Annotated in this window: 17 protein-coding genes, 1 pseudogene and 1 riboswitch; of the genes and pseudogenes, 15 read left to right on the plus strand and 3 right to left on the minus strand. The window is 38.8% G+C overall.

Features of this window, described 5'->3' with window-relative positions:
• Positions 1–30 precede the first annotated feature (30 nt).
• From TZ96_RS01250 to TZ96_RS10895, 3 genes are all read right to left on the minus strand, one after another.
• Positions 31–1497 (minus strand): ATP-binding protein, encoded by a 1467-nt coding sequence (locus tag TZ96_RS01250; RefSeq protein WP_045762568.1) that lies wholly within the window; start codon positions 1495–1497, stop codon positions 31–33.
• A 329-nt stretch (positions 1498–1826) separates the two neighbouring features.
• On the minus strand, positions 1827–2720 hold the full coding sequence (locus TZ96_RS01255) for a type II toxin-antitoxin system PemK/MazF family toxin (protein WP_045762569.1): 894 nt from the start codon (positions 2718–2720) through the stop codon (positions 1827–1829).
• 137 nt (positions 2721–2857) lie between these two features.
• Positions 2858–3400: a helix-turn-helix domain-containing protein gene (locus tag TZ96_RS10895; RefSeq protein WP_239665537.1), complete on the minus strand. Its 543-nt coding sequence runs from the start codon at positions 3398–3400 to the stop codon at positions 2858–2860.
• Positions 3401–3618: 218 nt separating this feature from the next.
• Here TZ96_RS10895 and TZ96_RS01265 point away from each other — a divergent pair, with 218 nt between their 5' ends.
• The 15 genes and pseudogenes from TZ96_RS01265 (at position 3619) to mgtA (ending at position 18080) form a co-directional block, all read left to right on the plus strand.
• Complete coding sequence (locus tag TZ96_RS01265; RefSeq protein ID WP_000040966.1) at positions 3619–3819, plus strand: helix-turn-helix transcriptional regulator; 201 nt, start codon at positions 3619–3621, stop codon at positions 3817–3819.
• Positions 3820–3833: 14 nt separating this feature from the next.
• Positions 3834–4457: pseudogene (locus TZ96_RS01270) on the plus strand (Rha family transcriptional regulator); the annotation flags it as partial.
• Positions 4458–4863: 406 nt separating this feature from the next.
• On the plus strand, positions 4864–5373 hold the full coding sequence (locus TZ96_RS01275) for a hypothetical protein (protein WP_045762570.1): 510 nt from the start codon (positions 4864–4866) through the stop codon (positions 5371–5373).
• A gap of 1 nt (position 5374) precedes the next feature.
• Positions 5375–5590, plus strand: coding sequence for a hypothetical protein (locus tag TZ96_RS01280; RefSeq protein WP_045762571.1), 216 nt, complete (start codon positions 5375–5377; stop codon positions 5588–5590).
• On the plus strand, positions 5587–5928 hold the full coding sequence (locus tag TZ96_RS01285; protein ID WP_045762572.1) for a DNA-binding phage protein: 342 nt from the start codon (positions 5587–5589) through the stop codon (positions 5926–5928). The genes TZ96_RS01280 and TZ96_RS01285 overlap by 4 nt, the downstream gene beginning before the upstream one ends.
• Entirely contained in the window at positions 5921–6199 is a 279-nt protein-coding gene (locus tag TZ96_RS01290) for a hypothetical protein (protein ID WP_045762573.1), read from the plus strand. Before TZ96_RS01285 ends, TZ96_RS01290 begins: the two co-directional genes overlap by 8 nt.
• A 10-nt stretch (positions 6200–6209) precedes the next feature.
• Positions 6210–7067, plus strand: coding sequence for a phage replisome organizer N-terminal domain-containing protein (locus TZ96_RS01295; protein WP_045762574.1), 858 nt, complete (start codon positions 6210–6212; stop codon positions 7065–7067).
• 135 nt (positions 7068–7202) lie between these two features.
• Positions 7203–7736, plus strand: a complete 534-nt coding sequence (locus tag TZ96_RS01300) for a hypothetical protein (protein WP_045762575.1) — start codon at positions 7203–7205, stop codon at positions 7734–7736.
• Between the two features lie 103 nt (positions 7737–7839).
• Positions 7840–8349 carry a hypothetical protein gene (locus tag TZ96_RS01305; protein WP_045762632.1) on the plus strand — a complete coding sequence of 170 codons (510 nt, stop codon included), beginning with the start codon at positions 7840–7842 and terminating at the stop codon, positions 8347–8349.
• A 506-nt stretch (positions 8350–8855) separates the two neighbouring features.
• Positions 8856–9275 carry a DUF1492 domain-containing protein gene (locus TZ96_RS01310; RefSeq protein WP_045762576.1) on the plus strand — a complete coding sequence of 140 codons (420 nt, stop codon included), beginning with the start codon at positions 8856–8858 and terminating at the stop codon, positions 9273–9275.
• Positions 9276–9530: 255 nt separating this feature from the next.
• Entirely contained in the window at positions 9531–9953 is a 423-nt protein-coding gene (locus TZ96_RS01315; protein WP_241768463.1) for a DUF1492 domain-containing protein, read from the plus strand.
• Positions 9940–10284, plus strand: a complete 345-nt coding sequence (locus TZ96_RS01320; protein WP_045762577.1) for a hypothetical protein — start codon at positions 9940–9942, stop codon at positions 10282–10284. Before TZ96_RS01315 ends, TZ96_RS01320 begins: the two co-directional genes overlap by 14 nt.
• An 850-nt stretch (positions 10285–11134) precedes the next feature.
• On the plus strand, positions 11135–13966 hold the full coding sequence (uvrA, locus tag TZ96_RS01325) for an excinuclease ABC subunit UvrA (RefSeq protein WP_045762578.1): 2832 nt from the start codon (positions 11135–11137) through the stop codon (positions 13964–13966).
• Positions 13959–15020: a M24 family metallopeptidase gene (locus TZ96_RS01330; RefSeq protein WP_045762579.1), complete on the plus strand. Its 1062-nt coding sequence runs from the start codon at positions 13959–13961 to the stop codon at positions 15018–15020. The genes uvrA and TZ96_RS01330 overlap by 8 nt, the downstream gene beginning before the upstream one ends.
• A gap of 53 nt (positions 15021–15073) precedes the next feature.
• Positions 15074–15227, plus strand: a riboswitch (M-box (ykoK) riboswitch).
• Positions 15228–15419: 192 nt separating this feature from the next.
• Positions 15420–18080, plus strand: coding sequence for a magnesium-translocating P-type ATPase (mgtA, locus tag TZ96_RS01335; protein WP_045762580.1), 2661 nt, complete (start codon positions 15420–15422; stop codon positions 18078–18080).
• Positions 18081–18136: the final 56 nt, after the last annotated feature.

Genomic DNA, 18136 nt, shown 5'->3' on the forward strand with positions numbered 1-18136 from the left:
TTAATTGGTTTTCGGGGAGCTTGGCTAAGATTATTCATTGTAACCAATGCCCCAGTAAGGGATATACTGCATATTCTTTTTGCCAGCATTTTCATCATAGATTTTTATTTTATTATTTTCTAATGCAAGAGAAATGAGTTTAGAGGCAACGGATGATTGTTTATTTGTCAATCCGAATCTTTCTCTGAGTGTGCTATTTGTCATAAAATCATCTTCAATGTAGAGTATGGCGGAATGATAATAAATAGCATTTATTTTTTCTCTGTTACCCATTTCTTGGATTGTTCGTCGTTGATGTAAAGTAACGACAGTATAATTATCTTTAGCAGCGATATCGGGAGCAGGTAAGTGATTTAATTCAAGGGTCAATATAATCTTGTCTATACCGCTACCACGCGATTCTACTAGATGCATTTTTCGAAATAGATTAGCTAAATCTTCATTTCGAGAGTATGGAGGCATGTCAAGCAATCTTTCTGGACGATTAAGAGGGGAACCAGGATTTGTAAATACTACTCTATTATCAAAGATTTCAATTATTGGTGAGCTCCCTTTTACAGAAAAATCCTGATGCACTATTTGATTTGCAACAATCTCACGTATAACAAGAGGGGGATAATCCGTATCAGAGGTTATTTGTCCGTTTTCTTTTAATGTCTCAGGTTTTCTAGGCAAATGACTATTGATAAATTTTAGCAAACCATCAAAACCAACAGCAACTCCTTTACTAGCTGTATTATCGGCTACTGCACTGAGTTTATTATTACCATCATATCTGATTACTCTTAAAGCATGTGATGATAGATTTTCAAAGTTTTTAAGATTTTTTGCGAAAGTAAATGCCCCCATATTGGTCAAATTAAAAGTTTTCCCAGAAGGTTCTACAATACCGTCGTTTATCATATGGGTAATAATTTCTTCGTCAGTTGAACCGACAAAATGGCCTAACATTTTCAAATAAGAATTAACATCAAGTAATTCTTTGATTTCATCAAATGTACATGCAGTTTTTGCATATTCTTTTTCAAATGATCGTGCCTCAAAGGATTTCCACAACTCTCTTTCTTTTTCAGGATAATCCTTTAAATTTTTTAAAGATGAACCGCTTCTGATATATCGATCACCACTAAAAGCAACAGGTCTACCAGCATTCATATGGATAACTAGAACGACAACATGATTTTGATCAATATCATATTCTTCAAACTGAATTGTAATACGAGGGTCAAGCATTCTTTCTAACCAAGTAATAAATGGTTCTCCACCATGTTTTTCAGTTTTTGGGTAGAACTTCGTGCCGACAATCTTTTTTGAATCGTCGTCAATCCCCCAAATTAGGTACGAAAATTGTCGATTTAAAATTGCTGATGAATTGGCCAAAGCTGATATATATTTACCTATACGTTCATGATCATTATTATTTACTTTATATTCAATAATTTCATCTTCATTTTTAGTTAATAACTTTAATAATTTTTCTGAATCTCTATTTTCCATAATTTTTATTTTCCAAGTAAATTCCAAGTAGGCTAAAAACGTTGTTAAATCAACTATTTTTTATTTTCTAAGTAAATTCCACGCGCTTCAGGATTGTTGAACATTGTGGCGCGTGGTATGCTATAGGTCGCATAATCGGCTTTTTCGGCCACCCTAAAAAAAATATTAGGGATGAGGTTCCAGGGATTTTTAATAAACTAAAAGCCCTACTCATAAGAGCAGGGCTAGAATTGTCCTCCTGGGACAGTATCATATATTTTGTCGTCAAGCGACCTTATGATTCTATTCTAACCCTAATTTTAAGAAAAGTCAATAAAAATACTCGGATTTTAAAAAATATTTTTCAGTGCCTCATCTATTTTGTCCATAGTATCATCGGAAAGTACAATACCATTCAAAATTGAATTATTATTTTTTGGATCACGGAGTCTCATTTTACTAATTGTTGTAACCTGATTCAATAGAACAATACTATCTTTGTTCATATTTTGTGTTTTTAGGATAAATTTATTAGCATACTCCAGTTTCTCATTAAGTTCTGCAAGTAAAATTGCATTTTCTTTTGCCTCCTGTCGTATTTTCTCCGCCTGATCACTTGCGAAGTCTATATTTTTATTGATGGTTAGTATTTGCTTAATAGAAGAATCGTCTATATCAGAACTCGATAAGTTTTTAAGTATTTCCAAAGTTTTTTTATTATCTTCGATTAACGATTCAACCATTACAACTTTTTCGCGCAATTCACCATCTTTTTTTGAAAAACGATCATACAATTCAGATAACTCTCTAACTTTTTTCAAAGCTTTATTTGATAGTAATTGAAACACTTCGTTGCCAATTGGAAGTTGAAAATATTTCAAATTAGATATATCAGTTGTTTCTTTTACAGAGGTCAAAGGCAATACATGAAGAAGATGGTTTGAACGTGCATCTATTTTATTCAGAACTATTGCATAATGAAGACCTCCATATTCTCTACCAACATTGAAACCAAAATCAGCATAAACGATACTTCCTCTTTTTAAAGCCTGAATACTTCGCGGATTAAAAACTTGTTCTATCTTTAAGTATTTTACCCAATTTTCTATCCACTGCGCTATTTTATCAGATCGTTTATTCCCTTCATCGTCCATTCTCTGGAGGAGATGAAGATAATCCTCTAGTTCTTGTATTATCGTGGCAGTGTAAACAGCTATTTCTTCGTTTGTTCTATTACTTCCCATAGTTTTTCCTTCCTCATTAACTACCAGTTAATTTATAAAAATCTTCGTTAACCATTGTCACATTAACGATGCTTTTTTTATTTCCCTCTATACACGCTCAGACTGGCCAAACTTTGAGAGCGTGGGGATTTTTTTGTTTATTCAAATCCTTTGAAACTATCTAAAATCTTATCTTTTGAGTCTGGGTGATGAAATCTAGTTGATAACAATTGATATTGGACCATATTTCTAAAAAGAGCTAGTTCTATCTTGTCTCTTAGTATTTCAAAAATATCATCTAAATCATTTTCGCCATTATTTTCAAGTAATTCGATTGCTTCAATAGCTTTATTTTTATTGTATCGTCCATTAAGAGAATCAGCAACTTTTTTATAAGTTTTGATTTTTTCAGAAATTTTTTCAAAATATTCCTTTCTGGTTTTATCTGGATTGCTATAATCTCCGTTAAAAAATATATATTCTTCAAGATCTGTTGCGCCCATGAGGTCTATAACTTCATACCCTAACAGATATCCAACGCTTACCCCGAAGAAGTCAGCTAGTTGCTGGGCTTTTTCTGGTTTGATTTGGCTTTCTCCGTTTTCCATTCGTTGGAATGACCTTAAAGAAAATCCTAAAATTTCAGCTATTTCTTTTTGAGATAGCTCGTTTTTTTGTCTTAATTCTTTCAATCTATTCATGCTTTATCACACCTTTCACAGATGATTATAACCCTATGTTTAAAAAAAGTCAAAAAATGACGTAAAAAAATCAAAAAAACTATTGACAACGTCTAAAACTGACGTTATAATAAAATTCAAGTTTAGGAGACGTCATAAAACGACGCCTAACGACCCCTCCAACCTTTCACACTTTCAATCTATTCATGGAGGGGGATTTTTTAGAAAGGGGGAAAGCTATGAGTAAACTACGAGGCTATCGAGTTATGTTAGGGCTAACTCAACAACAGATGGCGGACAAGCTAAAAATTTCTTTGCAGTCATACAACAACAAAGAATTAGGTAAAACGCCATTCAATGACAAAGAACGCCTAGCAATTAAGTCAATGGTTGCAGAAATCAAATCAGATATAACCATAGATGAACTATTTTATAGCTAGAAAGGAGCAAACTAATGGAACTAGTTTACATGGACGGCAAGAAAGAGCCGTATACACTGAGCAGTATTGTGGCAGAATGTGCAGAAATCAAGCACAGACATTTGAAGATTTTGCTGAATAAGCACCGAGAGGACTTTGAAAGCTTTGGAAAGGTGCAATTTAAAATTTCACCTTCAGAGAGTGGGCAAAATGTAAGGGATTATATTTTGAATGAGCAACAAGCAACATTGCTGATCACTTACTTACGAAATACAGAACCCGTAAAGGAGTTTAAGAAAAACCTAGTAAGAGCATTCTTTGAGATGCGTGAGGAACTTTCTAAGTTTCGTATGCAGAGGGCGCTAGAAAAGCCAAAAAGAAAAACCTTTCATGACAGTATAGAGACTTGGAGGAATGCACCCAAACATGCACACAGCACCATGAACAACTTGCTACTGAAAGCAGTAACCGACAGGAACGCTAAGCAGTTAAGGGAAGAACGTGGGGGCTACAATGGTATTGATAGCTTGACCAGTGACGAGCTGGAGCAATATCAGGCATTTGAGGATATGGTAATAGCTATGATTGGCTTGAATATGAGTTATCAGGAAATCAAAGCCATGGCATTCAGAAATAAAAAAACACGCCAAAGAAGCGCGTGGGAGCAACAAAAAAGGCTTAGCAATAACCACACCGCAAAGCCTTTCACACTAACACTAAAACGAATTTAACAAAAAGCAGGCAAGCTATTATTAAAGAGGTTTTAGTAAAGATTTATACCTAGATTATAGCATATTTAGGGCAATTTGACCATACGGAGAGCGCCAACTCTTTAAACTGGTACTTTCTCACGCTTTCAATTTGGCGACTCTGAGCGTGAGGCTAGCAATTACAAGAAACAATGTATAAGAAACAACTCAAAAAAGCCCCACGCTCTCAAACTTTGGCGAGTCTGAGCGTGAGGCGGTCGGTGTAGTAAGAGGCAAGAAAGACATTAAAAAGCTGTCGAAACAGGAACAAGCCCATCAGGGCAATTACACAAACATAGAAACAGAGGTAAAAAACATGTTAGCAGATAAATTAGAAGCTATTTCAACAGATTTAGAAGAAATACAAGGAAGTCTTACAGGGGTTAGAAATATCATAGCTAAAAGAGCAATCAGTAGGGTGTTGAATGACTTGGATGATGTTTATAATGAACTAACTAGCACAGAATACCATGAACAACAGCAAACGCTAAAGGAACAGACGGAAAGGATGAAACAGAGGGTAATTGCTGAAGTAATAGGAGAATTGGAGTGGAAAGAACGGTCATTTTATGGAAATTATTGGGGTAACACTGATTTTATAAAGCAAGTTTCTAGATTTGATGGATTTCTTTTCTTAAACACTTATCTAGCGGAAATAACTAAAGAGAATGACTATCCTATGGATCAAAGTCAATTATTAAATTATGTATGGGAACTTTTGGCAGTTGATATTGCCAAGAAAAAACGAGGTAAAAAGAATCTCTTGGACTTATGGACAAGTTCGATTGCGTACACCCGTGGCATGATGATTCATGAGGAGGGGTAACATGAATGAACTAGATTTAACCAATACACAGGCGGTTATCTTTTCCGTGGTATTGATTGGCTTGTTGCTTTATTTAAACCACCGAGACCGCAAAAAAAGCGCCCAAATGGAGCGAGAAAGCAAACAGACGATAGAAACACCTAGCGAGGATTTAAACCCTGATTATGGGCGATATATCCAGCTTGCAGGGGTAGACGTATGGGGAGGAATTGAATGAGCCTGACAGAGAATGACAAACGAGTATTAAGACTAATCAAAGTGGGGGCTGAGAACTCCATAACAGGGGCAGAAATCAGCTTACTCACTAAGCTAGCAGAAAGAACCGTACAGGACATTATCAGCCGTCTGATCACGCGCTACGGTGTTCCTATCATCGGGGTACGTCACGGAGCTTTCAGAGGCTACTTTATCCCAGCTAACAAAGAGGAGCTACTGGATGGAGCAAAGGCATTCTATAACCAAGTACAAGAGGAGCAGAAGCGCCTAACTGTCCTTTTGAATGCCGATTTAGAGAGCTACAAGCAACTACTGAAGGGGGCGGAAGAATATGTTTAGTTTAAGCAAGGAAAGTGAGCATGACCTGACTCATGGCATTCTGGAAGTAGTGGAAAAATACCTTGAAGTTCGTGATAGAATCAAACCTCGACTGACAGGGTTAATCTCAGCCCAGGAAGCTATGATTGAGCTAGATATTAAATATAAGACTTTGCAAAGGTGGGAAGATGCTGGGTTAAGACGATACCAGCCCCCACTAGAAGATACTAGGAAGATCTATTATAAAATCAATGATATCCTAATATTTCTGGGAGCTGATAAAGAATCATAAGGAGTAAAACATGGCAAAAACTAAAATCTACTTTTGGCTGAAAATTGATAAGAAATTTTTTGATAATCTTTTTATTAAGAGGTTAAAAAATATTCCGGGCGGTTATACTATGACCGTGATTTATATCCGATTGATGTTAGAAAGTTTAGAAAGTGACTGTATTTTATACTATGAGGGATATTTAGAAAATCTAAAAGCAGAGTTGGCTTTGAAATTAGACGTTTCTGAAGACGATATTTCTATGACTATGGCTTATTTTACCAAGTGCGGTCTCATTCAAATTGATGAAGAGAACAACGCAGAGTTAACACAAGCAAAAGCTTTGGTACAACAAGAAACAAATCAAGCGGCATATATGAGAAAATACCGTAAAGAAAAGCAAGAAAATGAAAGAAATCTTACAACGTTATCCAATGACATTACATTGTTAACTACGTGTAAGACAGAGATAGAGATAGATAAAGAGATAGATATAGATATAGATAAAGATATAGATAAAGATATAGATATAGATAAAGATATAGAGATAGATAATAATAATACATCTATCAGTCCAAGTTTATCTGAAAATCTAAAAAATAGCGGTATCCGTATAACTGACAAACAACATCAACAGTTACTCGATTATGTAGGTCTTGACGGTATGAACTTTGAAATGCTGAATCGTGCTATTGAAATTACCTCAGAAATTCATCAACCAAGTTTTAAATACTTAAAAGCGATTTTGGAGAATTGGAAAAAAGAGAGATTCACTTCACTTGAACAAGTAGAAGAGCATGAGAAAAAACGACAGAAGCCCACAGGAAGAACAAACACAGGAAACGACAGAGTTGTATTCCAAGAATATGATGATCCGTTGCCGTTTTAGAAAGGAGCTTAACGAACTAAAAGCAGTACCTGACAAACACTAAAATCTTTAAACAAAATGGGGTAGATAGTACCGACCCCCTTGCAATGGTGTAACTACTAGTGACCCCCTTAAAACAGAAAGAGGAAAAACAACATGACATTAAAAACATTTTCAGACAAAGCAAAAACATTCACTTTCACTTACGAATTTAAAGACCAAGACACCGCTCAAGTAGCAGGTCACGCGCTACTGGGATATATGACTGGAACATATTGCCAGCCTGTAATCTCATTGACCTACAAGGATAAAGGCACGCTAGTAGCTGAGTATGTGGAGGATAACAAGCTAAACAAGACTTTCAAGCGTATTTGTGACAGTTTTAAAGACTACTACAACCAACCAGTGGACGATGAAGCGTTTGAAGAACGTTACAAACGGGAGCGCGTGCTCCAACTCAAAGAGTCAGAGGACTTTGAGAGTTTGCTGAATAAGGTCACAGACTACGAGCTGGAGCTATTAGACTATGCTGATCGCTTGCTTTCTGATAAGCCTATCCCTATGGACTCTATGACCGCTTTTGGTACTTTAGAAATGCTGGGTAATGAAAGTATTAACCTGCTCCAAAACTTGGACGTAGAAGGCGAATATAAAGGCCTTGCTGATTATGTGGCAGAGGCAGAAAGCTAGAACTATCAAGAGAGGCACCAGCCTCTTTTTGTGGTTTCATTGCTACCTAACCCAATCAATTTGGGTTTTTCTATATAGGGGGATTTTTGAACGAATGGAAGTTATAAAATCAATAACCATAGAGACATTTATAAAGCCAATGAAAAACAAGAATATTAGTCACGGTATTGCTGAGTTGGACGGTAGAAAACTAGAAATAGACCTAGATAATCTGTATATCACCTTTGAACGTGATCGTTTTGATTTAGCAAGAATACCAGGAACTAAGGGAGGGAATCGCTACTTCTTTCTCTGTCCTATTTGTGGTAAACGATGCAGAAAACTCTATAAGAGACTTTTGCTATATGGTTGTGGATCATGCCAGAAAATACACAAATCAACACTGAACCGAAGTAAGACAGATTGCCAATACTATTGGGAGAGAGCACTGAGGGAAGCTAGAAAGGTGGAACCAGGTTGGAGTCCCAAACGTGGCGGATATATGTTCGATGGTTTTCCTGAAAGACCAAAGTATATGAAACGTGACAAGTATTATAAGCATTATCAAAAGTTTGTTTACTATACCAGAAAGGGAGATAAATTTTGGCTGAATGGATTGAGTAATCTGAAGTAGTGATTTGGAGCATTTTCAAACAAATTTAAATAAAGATCATGGTTAGAAAAAAATGATATAAATATTGTTTAGCGTTATAGTTACAACAGTCAATTACAAGATACTAAGCAGGCATGAAGGCGAGACAGGAGGCAGAGATACCCCCTTTATTTTTAGACGGGGGTATATTTTGCTAGAGGAAAAGAACGCCGCCCTCTTTTGTGCAGAAAATTCCCTTTTTGAAATGTTTTTGAAGATGGTAGCATGTGGTTTTACTAAGTGTTTAGCTTGATTTTTTGACCGATAAAGCTACTACTCAATTATCCAATTTTATAACATAGGGGGGTATCCCCCTCCCACTAGGCGCTAGCGAACTTCACACCGTCATTATACATTTTTTCTCACGGGAAATACTTCCCAGGGAATAAATGAACCTCGAGCGAAGCTAGAGAAAACGCAAAAAGCCAAGGCGCTCCGCCTCAGCTATAATTTCAACACTATTATTATATCATAGAGGAGGCCAAGGCATGACACCAGAGCAGGTAAAAGAAAAACTAGAGGGCGTTAAGTGGATAAACAAGGAGATCAAAGGCTTATATTTGGAATTGGAAGCCCTGGAAGGTGGTATTATCAAAAAGCCAACACTAAGCCATAGCAGGGTGCAGACAAGCAGAGAGAACAAGACAGAGGACAATCTTATAAGTGTTCTGAAGCTAAAAGAGGATACACTCCAGAGAATTGAGCGCCTTACCGAGGAAAGAATGGCCATATCTGGGCTAATCGATAAACTGGACAATCCGCTTGAGCGTTCTGTCCTAAGACTTTTTTACTTGAATGATCTTGTAGTTTTGGAAGTCGCTGAAGAATTAGGTAAGTCTAAAACTTCGATATATCAGGCTAGAAAAGAAGCTATAGAACACTTGGCAGGTATGGTAAATGAGAATTGATTTTAGAACTAAAGAATGGTTAGGTTTTGACAAGGTTTTGATTAGGTTTTGATCAGGTTTTACATTTTAAAATAGCAAGGCACAAGACCTTATTTTAGAGATAAAACACTAAGATTTCCTAAGATATAGATACTTTTAGAGACAAAGAGCGTTAAGGGGGATATAATCGAACTCCTAGAAAACGTAAAAAAGCCAGCACAGGGCTGACTCTTTGGAAATTATGAAACACTATTATTATACCAAAGGAGTATCAATTTGACCATTAAAGAAATAGAGGAACAACTAAAAAGAGTAAAGAAAGGGAACGACCTTATCCAGCGCTTGCAACTTAAGTACCAGAGTTTAGACAATGGCTTATTATCTGGATCTAGTCAGTTTCAAACACGGGTAACAATGAGTAAAACCAATAACGCTGAAAATAAACTGCTTGATACCTTGGAATTAAGAGATAAGATAGTGGAGCAAATACAAGCTATTGTTAATGAACGTATGGAAGCAATGGATATGATAAACCAGTTAGAAGAAATAGAGGAATGGCTAGTGTTGGTAATGATATACTTTAATAATTTACCTATGGTTAAAATCTGCAATGATCTAAATTTTAGCAAAGTACAAATTTACAGAATTAAGAAAAAAGCCATTGAGAACTTGGCCAAGGTAAAAAATGCCAATCGATAAAGAAGAGACAAAAAAGCAGGCCTACAGATTTTTAAAAAGTTATCACTCACTGGTTAAATTGAGCTTAGACGGTCAAGATGGAGCGTTTGAATCCAAAGCGGTGGAGATAGTAGGCATGATTGAGGCTTTCAGGGACAATCTGGACGATGTACGACGTGAGATATTCGCCAATCTCTTTACAAGACGAGTAGGAGAGAGATTAAAGCTATTTCAGTTATACGAGACACTAGAGATTGATAAAGCTGAGTATGAACGTCTCAAAACTGAGATACTGCTAGACTTTGCTAAAAGCTATCGTGGTGGTGTTTTGTTGAGAAATGTTGAGAATTAAGTGAGGGGAGTACTAACAAGTCCTTACAGATTCCGCCAGTCGTTGAAAAACTAAAAATGTCTTCGATGAGCGCAGGTAAATCTACTTCATTGATATATCGGGCTAGACAAGAAGTTATATAACGCTTAGCAGAAGTGAGATAATTATATTTTCTTGGTAGTAGGTGATGAAATCATAGATATTTTTAAAAGAAAATAAAAAAGAGAGCACACACCCCCCACAGCCGAAGCCTTTAATGTAGGAGGTAGTAACTCTCGTTACTTAGATTATAACCTAAAAAGCTTTTAAATACAAGAACATTGAGACTCTACTCTTTGGAGATAACCTGAACATCAATAAATAGAAAATGTGATATAATAAAAACATAAAGGATAGAGGTTGAAAAGCATCCGCCTCCAACGCGCCACTTAGCTAGTGGGTCGAGAAATGCGGGCGACATTCGGCGGTCCCGCCTATCCTTCCTTATAGCCAAGCCCTTAGAAACGAATCTGGGGGCTTTTGTGAGGTCATAATCTTATAAACCACGCGCTTCATGGTATAATATACCTATCGGCAACCAGCAACAAAAAAAGCACGTTTGACCGTGCTAGTTTCTTGCCTGCTGAACTCATCAAATCCTAGCCCTTTTGTGGGGCTTTTTTGCTCCCCTTTTTGCGTACTTTGGGGGAGCAAGTAGTAAATAGTAATGTTAGTAATTTTTATTAAAAAGCGTGTGATATAAGGCTTAGGGAACCCTAAGGGAACATAAAAAAATAAGTTTTTAATTGTACTACAAAATCGGCTTTTTTGGTAATAGAATTTCACTTTTTTTGGTATAATGGAAAGCAACAATGGACTAGAAAGAAGTAATATGCAAGATAAGATTGTCATCCATGGGGCTCGCGCCCATAATTTAAAAAATATAGATGTGGAAATTCCGCGTGACAAGCTAGTTGTGGTGACGGGACTATCTGGATCAGGAAAGTCTAGTTTAGCCTTTGATACCCTTTATGCAGAAGGGCAACGTCGCTATGTTGAAAGTCTGTCAGCCTATGCTCGTCAGTTCTTGGGCAATATGGAAAAGCCAGATGTGGATTCTATCGATGGTCTCAGCCCTGCCATTTCCATTGACCAGAAAACGACCAGTAAAAATCCTCGTTCGACGGTTGGAACAACGACGGAAATCAACGATTATCTACGTCTTCTCTATGCACGTGTAGGGACACCCTACTGTATCAATGGACATGGGGCTATCAAGGCTTCGTCTGTAGAGCAGATTGTGGATAAGGTTTTGGAATTGCCAGAACGCCAACGCTTGCAGATTTTGGCTCCTGTTATTCGTAAGAAAAAAGGGCAACACAAGACGCTGATTGAAAAGATTCAAAAGGATGGTTATGTTCGTGTCCGTGTCGATGGGATTGTCTATGATGTGACCGAAGTTCCTGAACTTGAAAAGAATAAACAACACAACATTGACGTGGTGGTAGACCGTATCATCATCAAGGATGGTATCCGTAGTCGTCTCTTTGATTCGATTGAAGCAGCTCTCCGTATCGCTGAAGGTTATGTCGTTATTGATACTATGGATGATTCAGAGTTGCTCTTCTCAGAACACTACGCTTGTCCAGTCTGTGGTTTTACAGTTCCAGAGCTAGAACCCCGTCTCTTCTCCTTCAATGCACCCTTTGGCTCCTGTAGTGAGTGTGATGGTTTGGGAATCAAGCTAGAGGTTGATACGGACTTGGTAGTGCCAGATGCTAGCAAGACTCTTCGCGAGGGCGCTTTGGCGCCTTGGAACCCTATCTCTTCTAACTATTATCCAAACATGCTGGAACAAGCTATGACAGCTTTTGGAGTGGATATGGATAGGCCTTTTGAGGACTTGTCTGAGGCGGATAAACATCTCATTTTCTATGGTTCAGATGGGAAAGAATTCCATTTCCACTATGAAAACGAATTCGGCGGAGTTCGTGATATCGACATTCCATTTGAAGGAGTGCTTGGAAATATCAATCGCCGTTACCATGAAACCAATAGCGACTACACTCGCACTCAGATGCGACTTTATATGAATGAGCTAACTTGCGGAACCTGTCATGGTTATCGTCTCAATGACCAGGCCCTATCTGTTCGAGTAGGGGGAGAAAAAGGACTCCATATCGGAGAAATTTCAGACCTATCCATCGCAGACCATTTGGAAGTTATTGACCAGCTAACCTTATCTGAAAATGAAGCTATCATCGCTCGTCCTATCCTGAAGGAAATCAAGGACCGCTTGACCTTCCTCAATAACGTGGGCCTTAACTATTTAACGTTATCCCGCTCGGCAGGAACCCTATCAGGTGGGGAGAGCCAACGTATTCGCTTGGCAACCCAGATTGGTTCCAATCTCTCAGGAGTTCTCTATATTCTTGATGAGCCGTCTATCGGTCTTCACCAGAGGGACAATGACCGTTTGATTGCCAGTCTGAAAAAAATGCGCGATTTGGGTAACACTCTCATCGTGGTAGAACATGATGAAGACACCATGCGAGAAGCCGATTATCTGATTGACGTTGGTCCTGGAGCGGGTGTCTTTGGTGGAGAAATTGTCGCGGCAGGAACACCTAAGCAGGTAGCTCGCAACAGCAAATCCATTACAGGACAGTATCTATCAGGGAAACGCTCGATTCCTGTACCATCAGAACGTCGCGTTGGAAATGGTCGCTTTATCGAAGTGACAGGTGCGCGTGAGAACAACTTGCAAAATATCACCGCTCGCTTCCCACTCGGGAAATTCATTGCGGTGACAGGGGTGTCTGGTTCAGGGAAGTCGACACTCATTAACAGTATTCTCAAAAAAGCCATTGCTCAAAAGCTCAATCGCAATTCAGACAAGCCTGGTAAGTTTAAAACCATTACAGGAATCGAGCATATCGACCGTCTGATAGATATTGATCAGAGTCCAATTGGACGAACTCCGAGGTCCAACCCTGCGACCTATACAGGTGTCTTTGATGACATTCGAGACCTCTTTTCTCAGACAAATGAAGCCAAGATTCGTGGCTACAAAAAGGGTCGTTTCAGTTTCAATGTCAAGGGTGGGCGCTGTGAAGCCTGCTCGGGTGATGGGATTATCAAGATTGAGATGCATTTCTTGCCAGATGTTTACGTAGCCTGTGAAGTCTGCCATGGAACTCGTTACAATAGCGAAACCCTGGAAGTTCACTACAAGGAAAAGAATATCTCGCAAGTCTTGGATATGACCGTCAACGATGCGGTGGAATTTTTTAAACACATTCCGAAAATTCAACGCAAACTCCAGACTATCAAGGATGTAGGTCTAGGTTATGTGACCTTAGGACAACCAGCTACGACACTTTCTGGAGGGGAGGCCCAGCGTATGAAGTTGGCTAGCGAACTCCACAAGCGTTCGACAGGTAAGTCCTTCTACATTTTAGATGAACCGACAACTGGTCTTCATACCGAGGATATCGCTCGTCTGCTTACCGTTTTGTCTCGCTTTGTCGATGATGGAAATACAGTTCTCGTGATTGAGCACAATCTAGATGTTATCAAAACAGCAGACCATATTATCGACCTAGGCCCAGAAGGAGGTGTCGGTGGCGGAACTATTATCGCAACAGGAACACCAGAGGAAGTAGCTGCTAATGAAGCTAGCTATACAGGACAGTATTTGAAAGGAAAGTTACATCATGAATAAACGTGTACAAGCATTTTTAGATAAAATGCAAGAAAAAGAACTAGATGGAATCATTATCAATAACCTTAAAAATGTCTACTATTTGACAGGATTTTGGGGTTCAAATGGTACGGTCTTTATCAGCCGTGACCGTCAGGTCTTAGTGACAGATGCCCGCTATATCATCGCTGCCAAGCAAGAAGTTACTGGTTTTGAGATTTTTGCAGAACGTGACGAGTTGGCTACTATCGCAAAGATTGCAAAAGACATGGGCCTTTCTCGTATCGGGTTTGAAGATGAGATTTCAGTTTCTTATTACCATCGCATGCAAACAGCCTTTGAAGGTTTGGAATTGCTCCCTCAAACTCAGTTTGTTGAAGCCCTTCGCATGATTAAGGACGAGACAGAGATTGCGACTATTCGTAAGGCTTGTTCCATCTCAGACCAAGCTTTCCACGATGCTCTTGACTTTATCAAGCCAGGTAAGACAGAAATTGAAATTGCCAACTTCCTGGACTTCCGTATGCGTGAATTAGGCGCTGCTGGTTTGTCTTTTGACACGATTCTAGCTAGTGGGATTAACTCTTCTAAACCTCACGCCCACCCAATGCACAAGCCAGTAGAACTAGGTGAAGCTATTACTATGGACTTCGGTTGCCTTTACGACCACTATGTCAGTGATATGACTCGTACTATCTACCTAGATCATGTCAGTGATGAACAAGCAGAAATCTACAACACTGTTTTGAAGGCTAACCAAGCTCTGATTGACCAAGCTAAGGATGGCTTAGGTTTCCGTGATTTTGATAAAATCCCTCGTGATATCATTGTGGAAGCAGGCTATGGAGAGTACTTTACACACGGTATCGGGCATGGTATCGGACTTGATATTCACGAAGAACCTTACTTTAGCCAAACTTCCAAAGAAGTTATCAAAACTGGTATGGTCTTGACTGATGAACCTGGTATTTATATTGAAGGTAAATACGGAGTTCGTATCGAAGATGATATCCTGATTACAGATACAGGTTGTGAGTTATTAACCCTTGCTCCAAAAGAATTAATCGTAATCTAAGAAAAATGAGATAAATTGTTGACTTTTACTAGTTAAAGGTTTATACTGAAAGGCGAAAACGGTAGGTGAGGCTACCATAGGGATACGGATGACTACCGCAAAGCAGTGGAGACACTACTCGTTGGTCAACAGTCCTGGTCGCGAAGGTCAAGACTAAGCTCATTACATCGCCCTATGGAGTTAAAGCTTGAACGAAAACAGATAATAAGTTTTTTAGTCCTGCCATTTTATGGCAGGACTTTCTGCTGTTTTAGAACAAAGAAGGGAGACAAACGATGCAAATTGACGATCATCCAGAGCCGCACATACACAACCAATCGCTGATTTGTGTCGTTCTGTCCTTATAAAGTGATTGGTCCCTGTGTATGAAATTACCATTCATACAGATAGGAGAAACCAATGAAAACTACAAAAGAAAGATTAGCAGCAGCTATTCAAACTCCATTTAAAGATAGTCTAGCTTTTTACCATACAAGTCTAAAGGGCTTAGATTCTGAACAGGTTGAAGAAAACCGTGACCTATATGGTGAAAACACCATCACCAAGGGTCAAGAGGATTCCATCTTTAAGAAAATTTATGAGTCCATTATCAATCCTTTCACAATCATTTTGCTTGTGATTGCCTTTATCTCTCTCGTTACAAATGTCTGGCTTGCCAAACCTGGACAAGAGGATCCAACGACTTCTATCATTATCGTTGTCTTGGTTTTGATTTCAGGAGGCATCCGTTTTGTCCAAGAGTTGCGGAGCGACAAGGCAACAACCAATCTTTCAAAAATGATTGTCAACACTGCAACTGTTATTCGTGATGGTCTTGAACAAGAGTTGCCCATCGATGAGTTGGTTGTGGGAGATCTCGTGAAATTGAGTGCGGGAGACATGATTCCAGCAGATGTTATCTTATTTGAATCCCGCGACTTTTTCGTTCAACAGTCAGGTTTGACTGGAGAAAGCGATGCAGTCGAAAAGCTTGCTTTAAATAAAGCTACTAATCAAAATGTAGAGAGTCTTTTAGAAGCAGAATCCTTGGCATTCATGGGGACAAACGTTATCTCAGGAAGTGCTACAGCTATGGTTCTCGCTGTTGGTGATGACACCATGATGGGAGCTATTGAGCAAACTCTCAACACCTATGATGAGCCAACTTCTTTTGAACGTGAAATGAACAGCATTTCTTGGCTCTTGATCCGCTTGATGCTTGTCATGGTTCCGATCGTGTTTTTCGCAAATGGGTTGACTGATGGAGACTGGCTAGAGGCTGGAGTCTTTGCCTTGAGCGTTGGTGTCGGACTTACACCAGAAATGCTTCCAATGATTATCACAGCCAGCTTGGCCAAAGGTTCCATTATCATGGCCAAGGAAAAGGTGGTCATCAAAAAACTCAATGCTATCCAGGACTTAGGAGCAATCGATATCCTATGTACAGATAAAACAGGAACTCTAACGCAAGATGAGATTGTCTTAGAATACCCTTTGGATATCCATGGTGATTTGGATATGGCAGTCTTAAGAAGAGCTTATCTAAATTCACATTTCCAAACAGGCTTGAAAAACTTGATGGACCGTGCCATTATCAGTAGAACTGAAAAAGAAGCTAAAGAACACGTTATTCTACAAGATTTGGATAACATCTTCCAAAAGATTGATGAACTGCCTTTTGACTTTGAACGCAGACGCATGAGTGTCATCGTCAAAGACGACAGCAATGTCGTTAGTATGGTTACCAAAGGCGCTTTAGAAGAAATGTTGAACATTTCGACTCATGTGGAATATCGCGGAGAAATCATTTCCCTAACCGAAGACATTCGCCAAGAAGTATTAGCAGAAGTTGGTCAATTAAACCGTCAAGGTTTGCGTGTCTTAGGTGTTGGTTACAAGTCAGGTCTACGTGAAGATTATGCTTATGCTGTGACTGATGAAAGTGACATGATCCTTACAGGTTACCTTGCCTTCTTGGATCCGCCAAAACCATCTGCAGCACCCGCTATTCAAGCTCTGCTTGAGCATGGTGTCAAAACAAAAATTTTAACTGGGGATAACGAAAAAGTAACCCAAGCCATTTGTGAAAAGGTTGGTTTGGACGTTGAGCATATGCTCTTAGGGGCTGACATTGACCAAATGACAGATCAAGAATTGGCAGAAGCGGTTGAAAAAGTAACAGTATTTGCCAAATTATCTCCTGATCAAAAAGCCCGTATCATTCTACAGTTAAAGAAAAATGGTCACGGTGTTGGTTATATGGGTGACGGTATTAATGACGCTCCATCCATGAAGGTGGCTGATGTTGGAATTTCTGTAGATACAGCAGTCGATATCGCTAAGGAAACAGCGGATGTTATTTTGCTAGACAAGGATCTCATGGTCCTTGAAACGGGTATTGTTGAGGGTCGTAAGGTCTACGCCAACATGACCAAGTACATCAAGATGACCGTTAGTTCAAACTTTGGGAATATCTTCTCACTCCTTGTTGCGAGTATTTTCTTACCATTTTTACCAATGGCTCCTGTTCATCTCATTGTCCTAAACCTGGTCTATGATTTGTCTTGTGTGGCATTGCCATTTGATAATGTTGATCAAGACTTCCTTAAACAACCCCATACATGGGAAGCAAAATCCATTACGCGATTTATGGTTTGGATGGGACCAATCTCATCTATCTTTGATATTTTGACCTTTATCTTCCTCTACTTTATCATTGTTCCTTTGGTAACAGGTCATCACTATGTTCACGGATCTGAATCTGCCCTTCAGTTTATTATCTTATTCCAAACAGGATGGTTCATCGAATCTATGTGGTCTCAAACCATGGTCATCCATATGCTTCGTACAGCAAAAGTTCCTTTTCTACAAAGCAGACCAGCTTGGCTTGTGATTTTGATGACTTTGGTTGCAGCCTTTTTCGTAACCAGTCTACCTTATGGACCACTGGTAAATATTCTTCGTCTAGCACCCTTAGGACTTCCTTACTTCTTGTTCTTAATCTGTATTATTTTCTTGTATATGTTTAGCGTCACAGTTATTAAGAAATTTTACATTAAGAAGTATAAAGAATGGTTATAGTTCGTGATTTGTCAAGAAAAAAGTTCAAAAATTGCCAAAAAAGTTAAAATTTTTTA

It is taken from the genome of Streptococcus infantis (assembly GCF_000963255.1).
GTDB lineage: Bacteria > Bacillota > Bacilli > Lactobacillales > Streptococcaceae > Streptococcus > Streptococcus nidrosiense.

Coding starts and splice junctions, on each gene's coding strand:
- TZ96_RS01295 (WP_045762574.1), top strand. CDS start 6,210: ATGGCAAAAACTAAAATCTACTTTTGGCTGAAAATTGATAAGAAATTT.
- TZ96_RS01265 (WP_000040966.1), top strand. CDS start 3,619: ATGAGTAAACTACGAGGCTATCGAGTTATGTTAGGGCTAACTCAACAA.
- TZ96_RS01310 (WP_045762576.1), top strand. CDS start 8,856: ATGACACCAGAGCAGGTAAAAGAAAAACTAGAGGGCGTTAAGTGGATA.
- TZ96_RS01320 (WP_045762577.1), top strand. CDS start 9,940: ATGCCAATCGATAAAGAAGAGACAAAAAAGCAGGCCTACAGATTTTTA.
- uvrA (WP_045762578.1), top strand. CDS start 11,135: ATGCAAGATAAGATTGTCATCCATGGGGCTCGCGCCCATAATTTAAAA.
- TZ96_RS01275 (WP_045762570.1), top strand. CDS start 4,864: ATGTTAGCAGATAAATTAGAAGCTATTTCAACAGATTTAGAAGAAATA.
- mgtA (WP_045762580.1), top strand. CDS start 15,420: ATGAAAACTACAAAAGAAAGATTAGCAGCAGCTATTCAAACTCCATTT.
- TZ96_RS01250 (WP_045762568.1), bottom strand. CDS start 1,497: ATGGAAAATAGAGATTCAGAAAAATTATTAAAGTTATTAACTAAAAAT.
- TZ96_RS01300 (WP_045762575.1), top strand. CDS start 7,203: ATGACATTAAAAACATTTTCAGACAAAGCAAAAACATTCACTTTCACT.
- TZ96_RS01330 (WP_045762579.1), top strand. CDS start 13,959: ATGAATAAACGTGTACAAGCATTTTTAGATAAAATGCAAGAAAAAGAA.
- TZ96_RS10895 (WP_239665537.1), bottom strand. CDS start 3,400: ATGAATAGATTGAAAGAATTAAGACAAAAAAACGAGCTATCTCAAAAA.
- TZ96_RS01255 (WP_045762569.1), bottom strand. CDS start 2,720: ATGGGAAGTAATAGAACAAACGAAGAAATAGCTGTTTACACTGCCACG.
- TZ96_RS01280 (WP_045762571.1), top strand. CDS start 5,375: ATGAATGAACTAGATTTAACCAATACACAGGCGGTTATCTTTTCCGTG.
- TZ96_RS01290 (WP_045762573.1), top strand. CDS start 5,921: ATGTTTAGTTTAAGCAAGGAAAGTGAGCATGACCTGACTCATGGCATT.
- TZ96_RS01285 (WP_045762572.1), top strand. CDS start 5,587: ATGAGCCTGACAGAGAATGACAAACGAGTATTAAGACTAATCAAAGTG.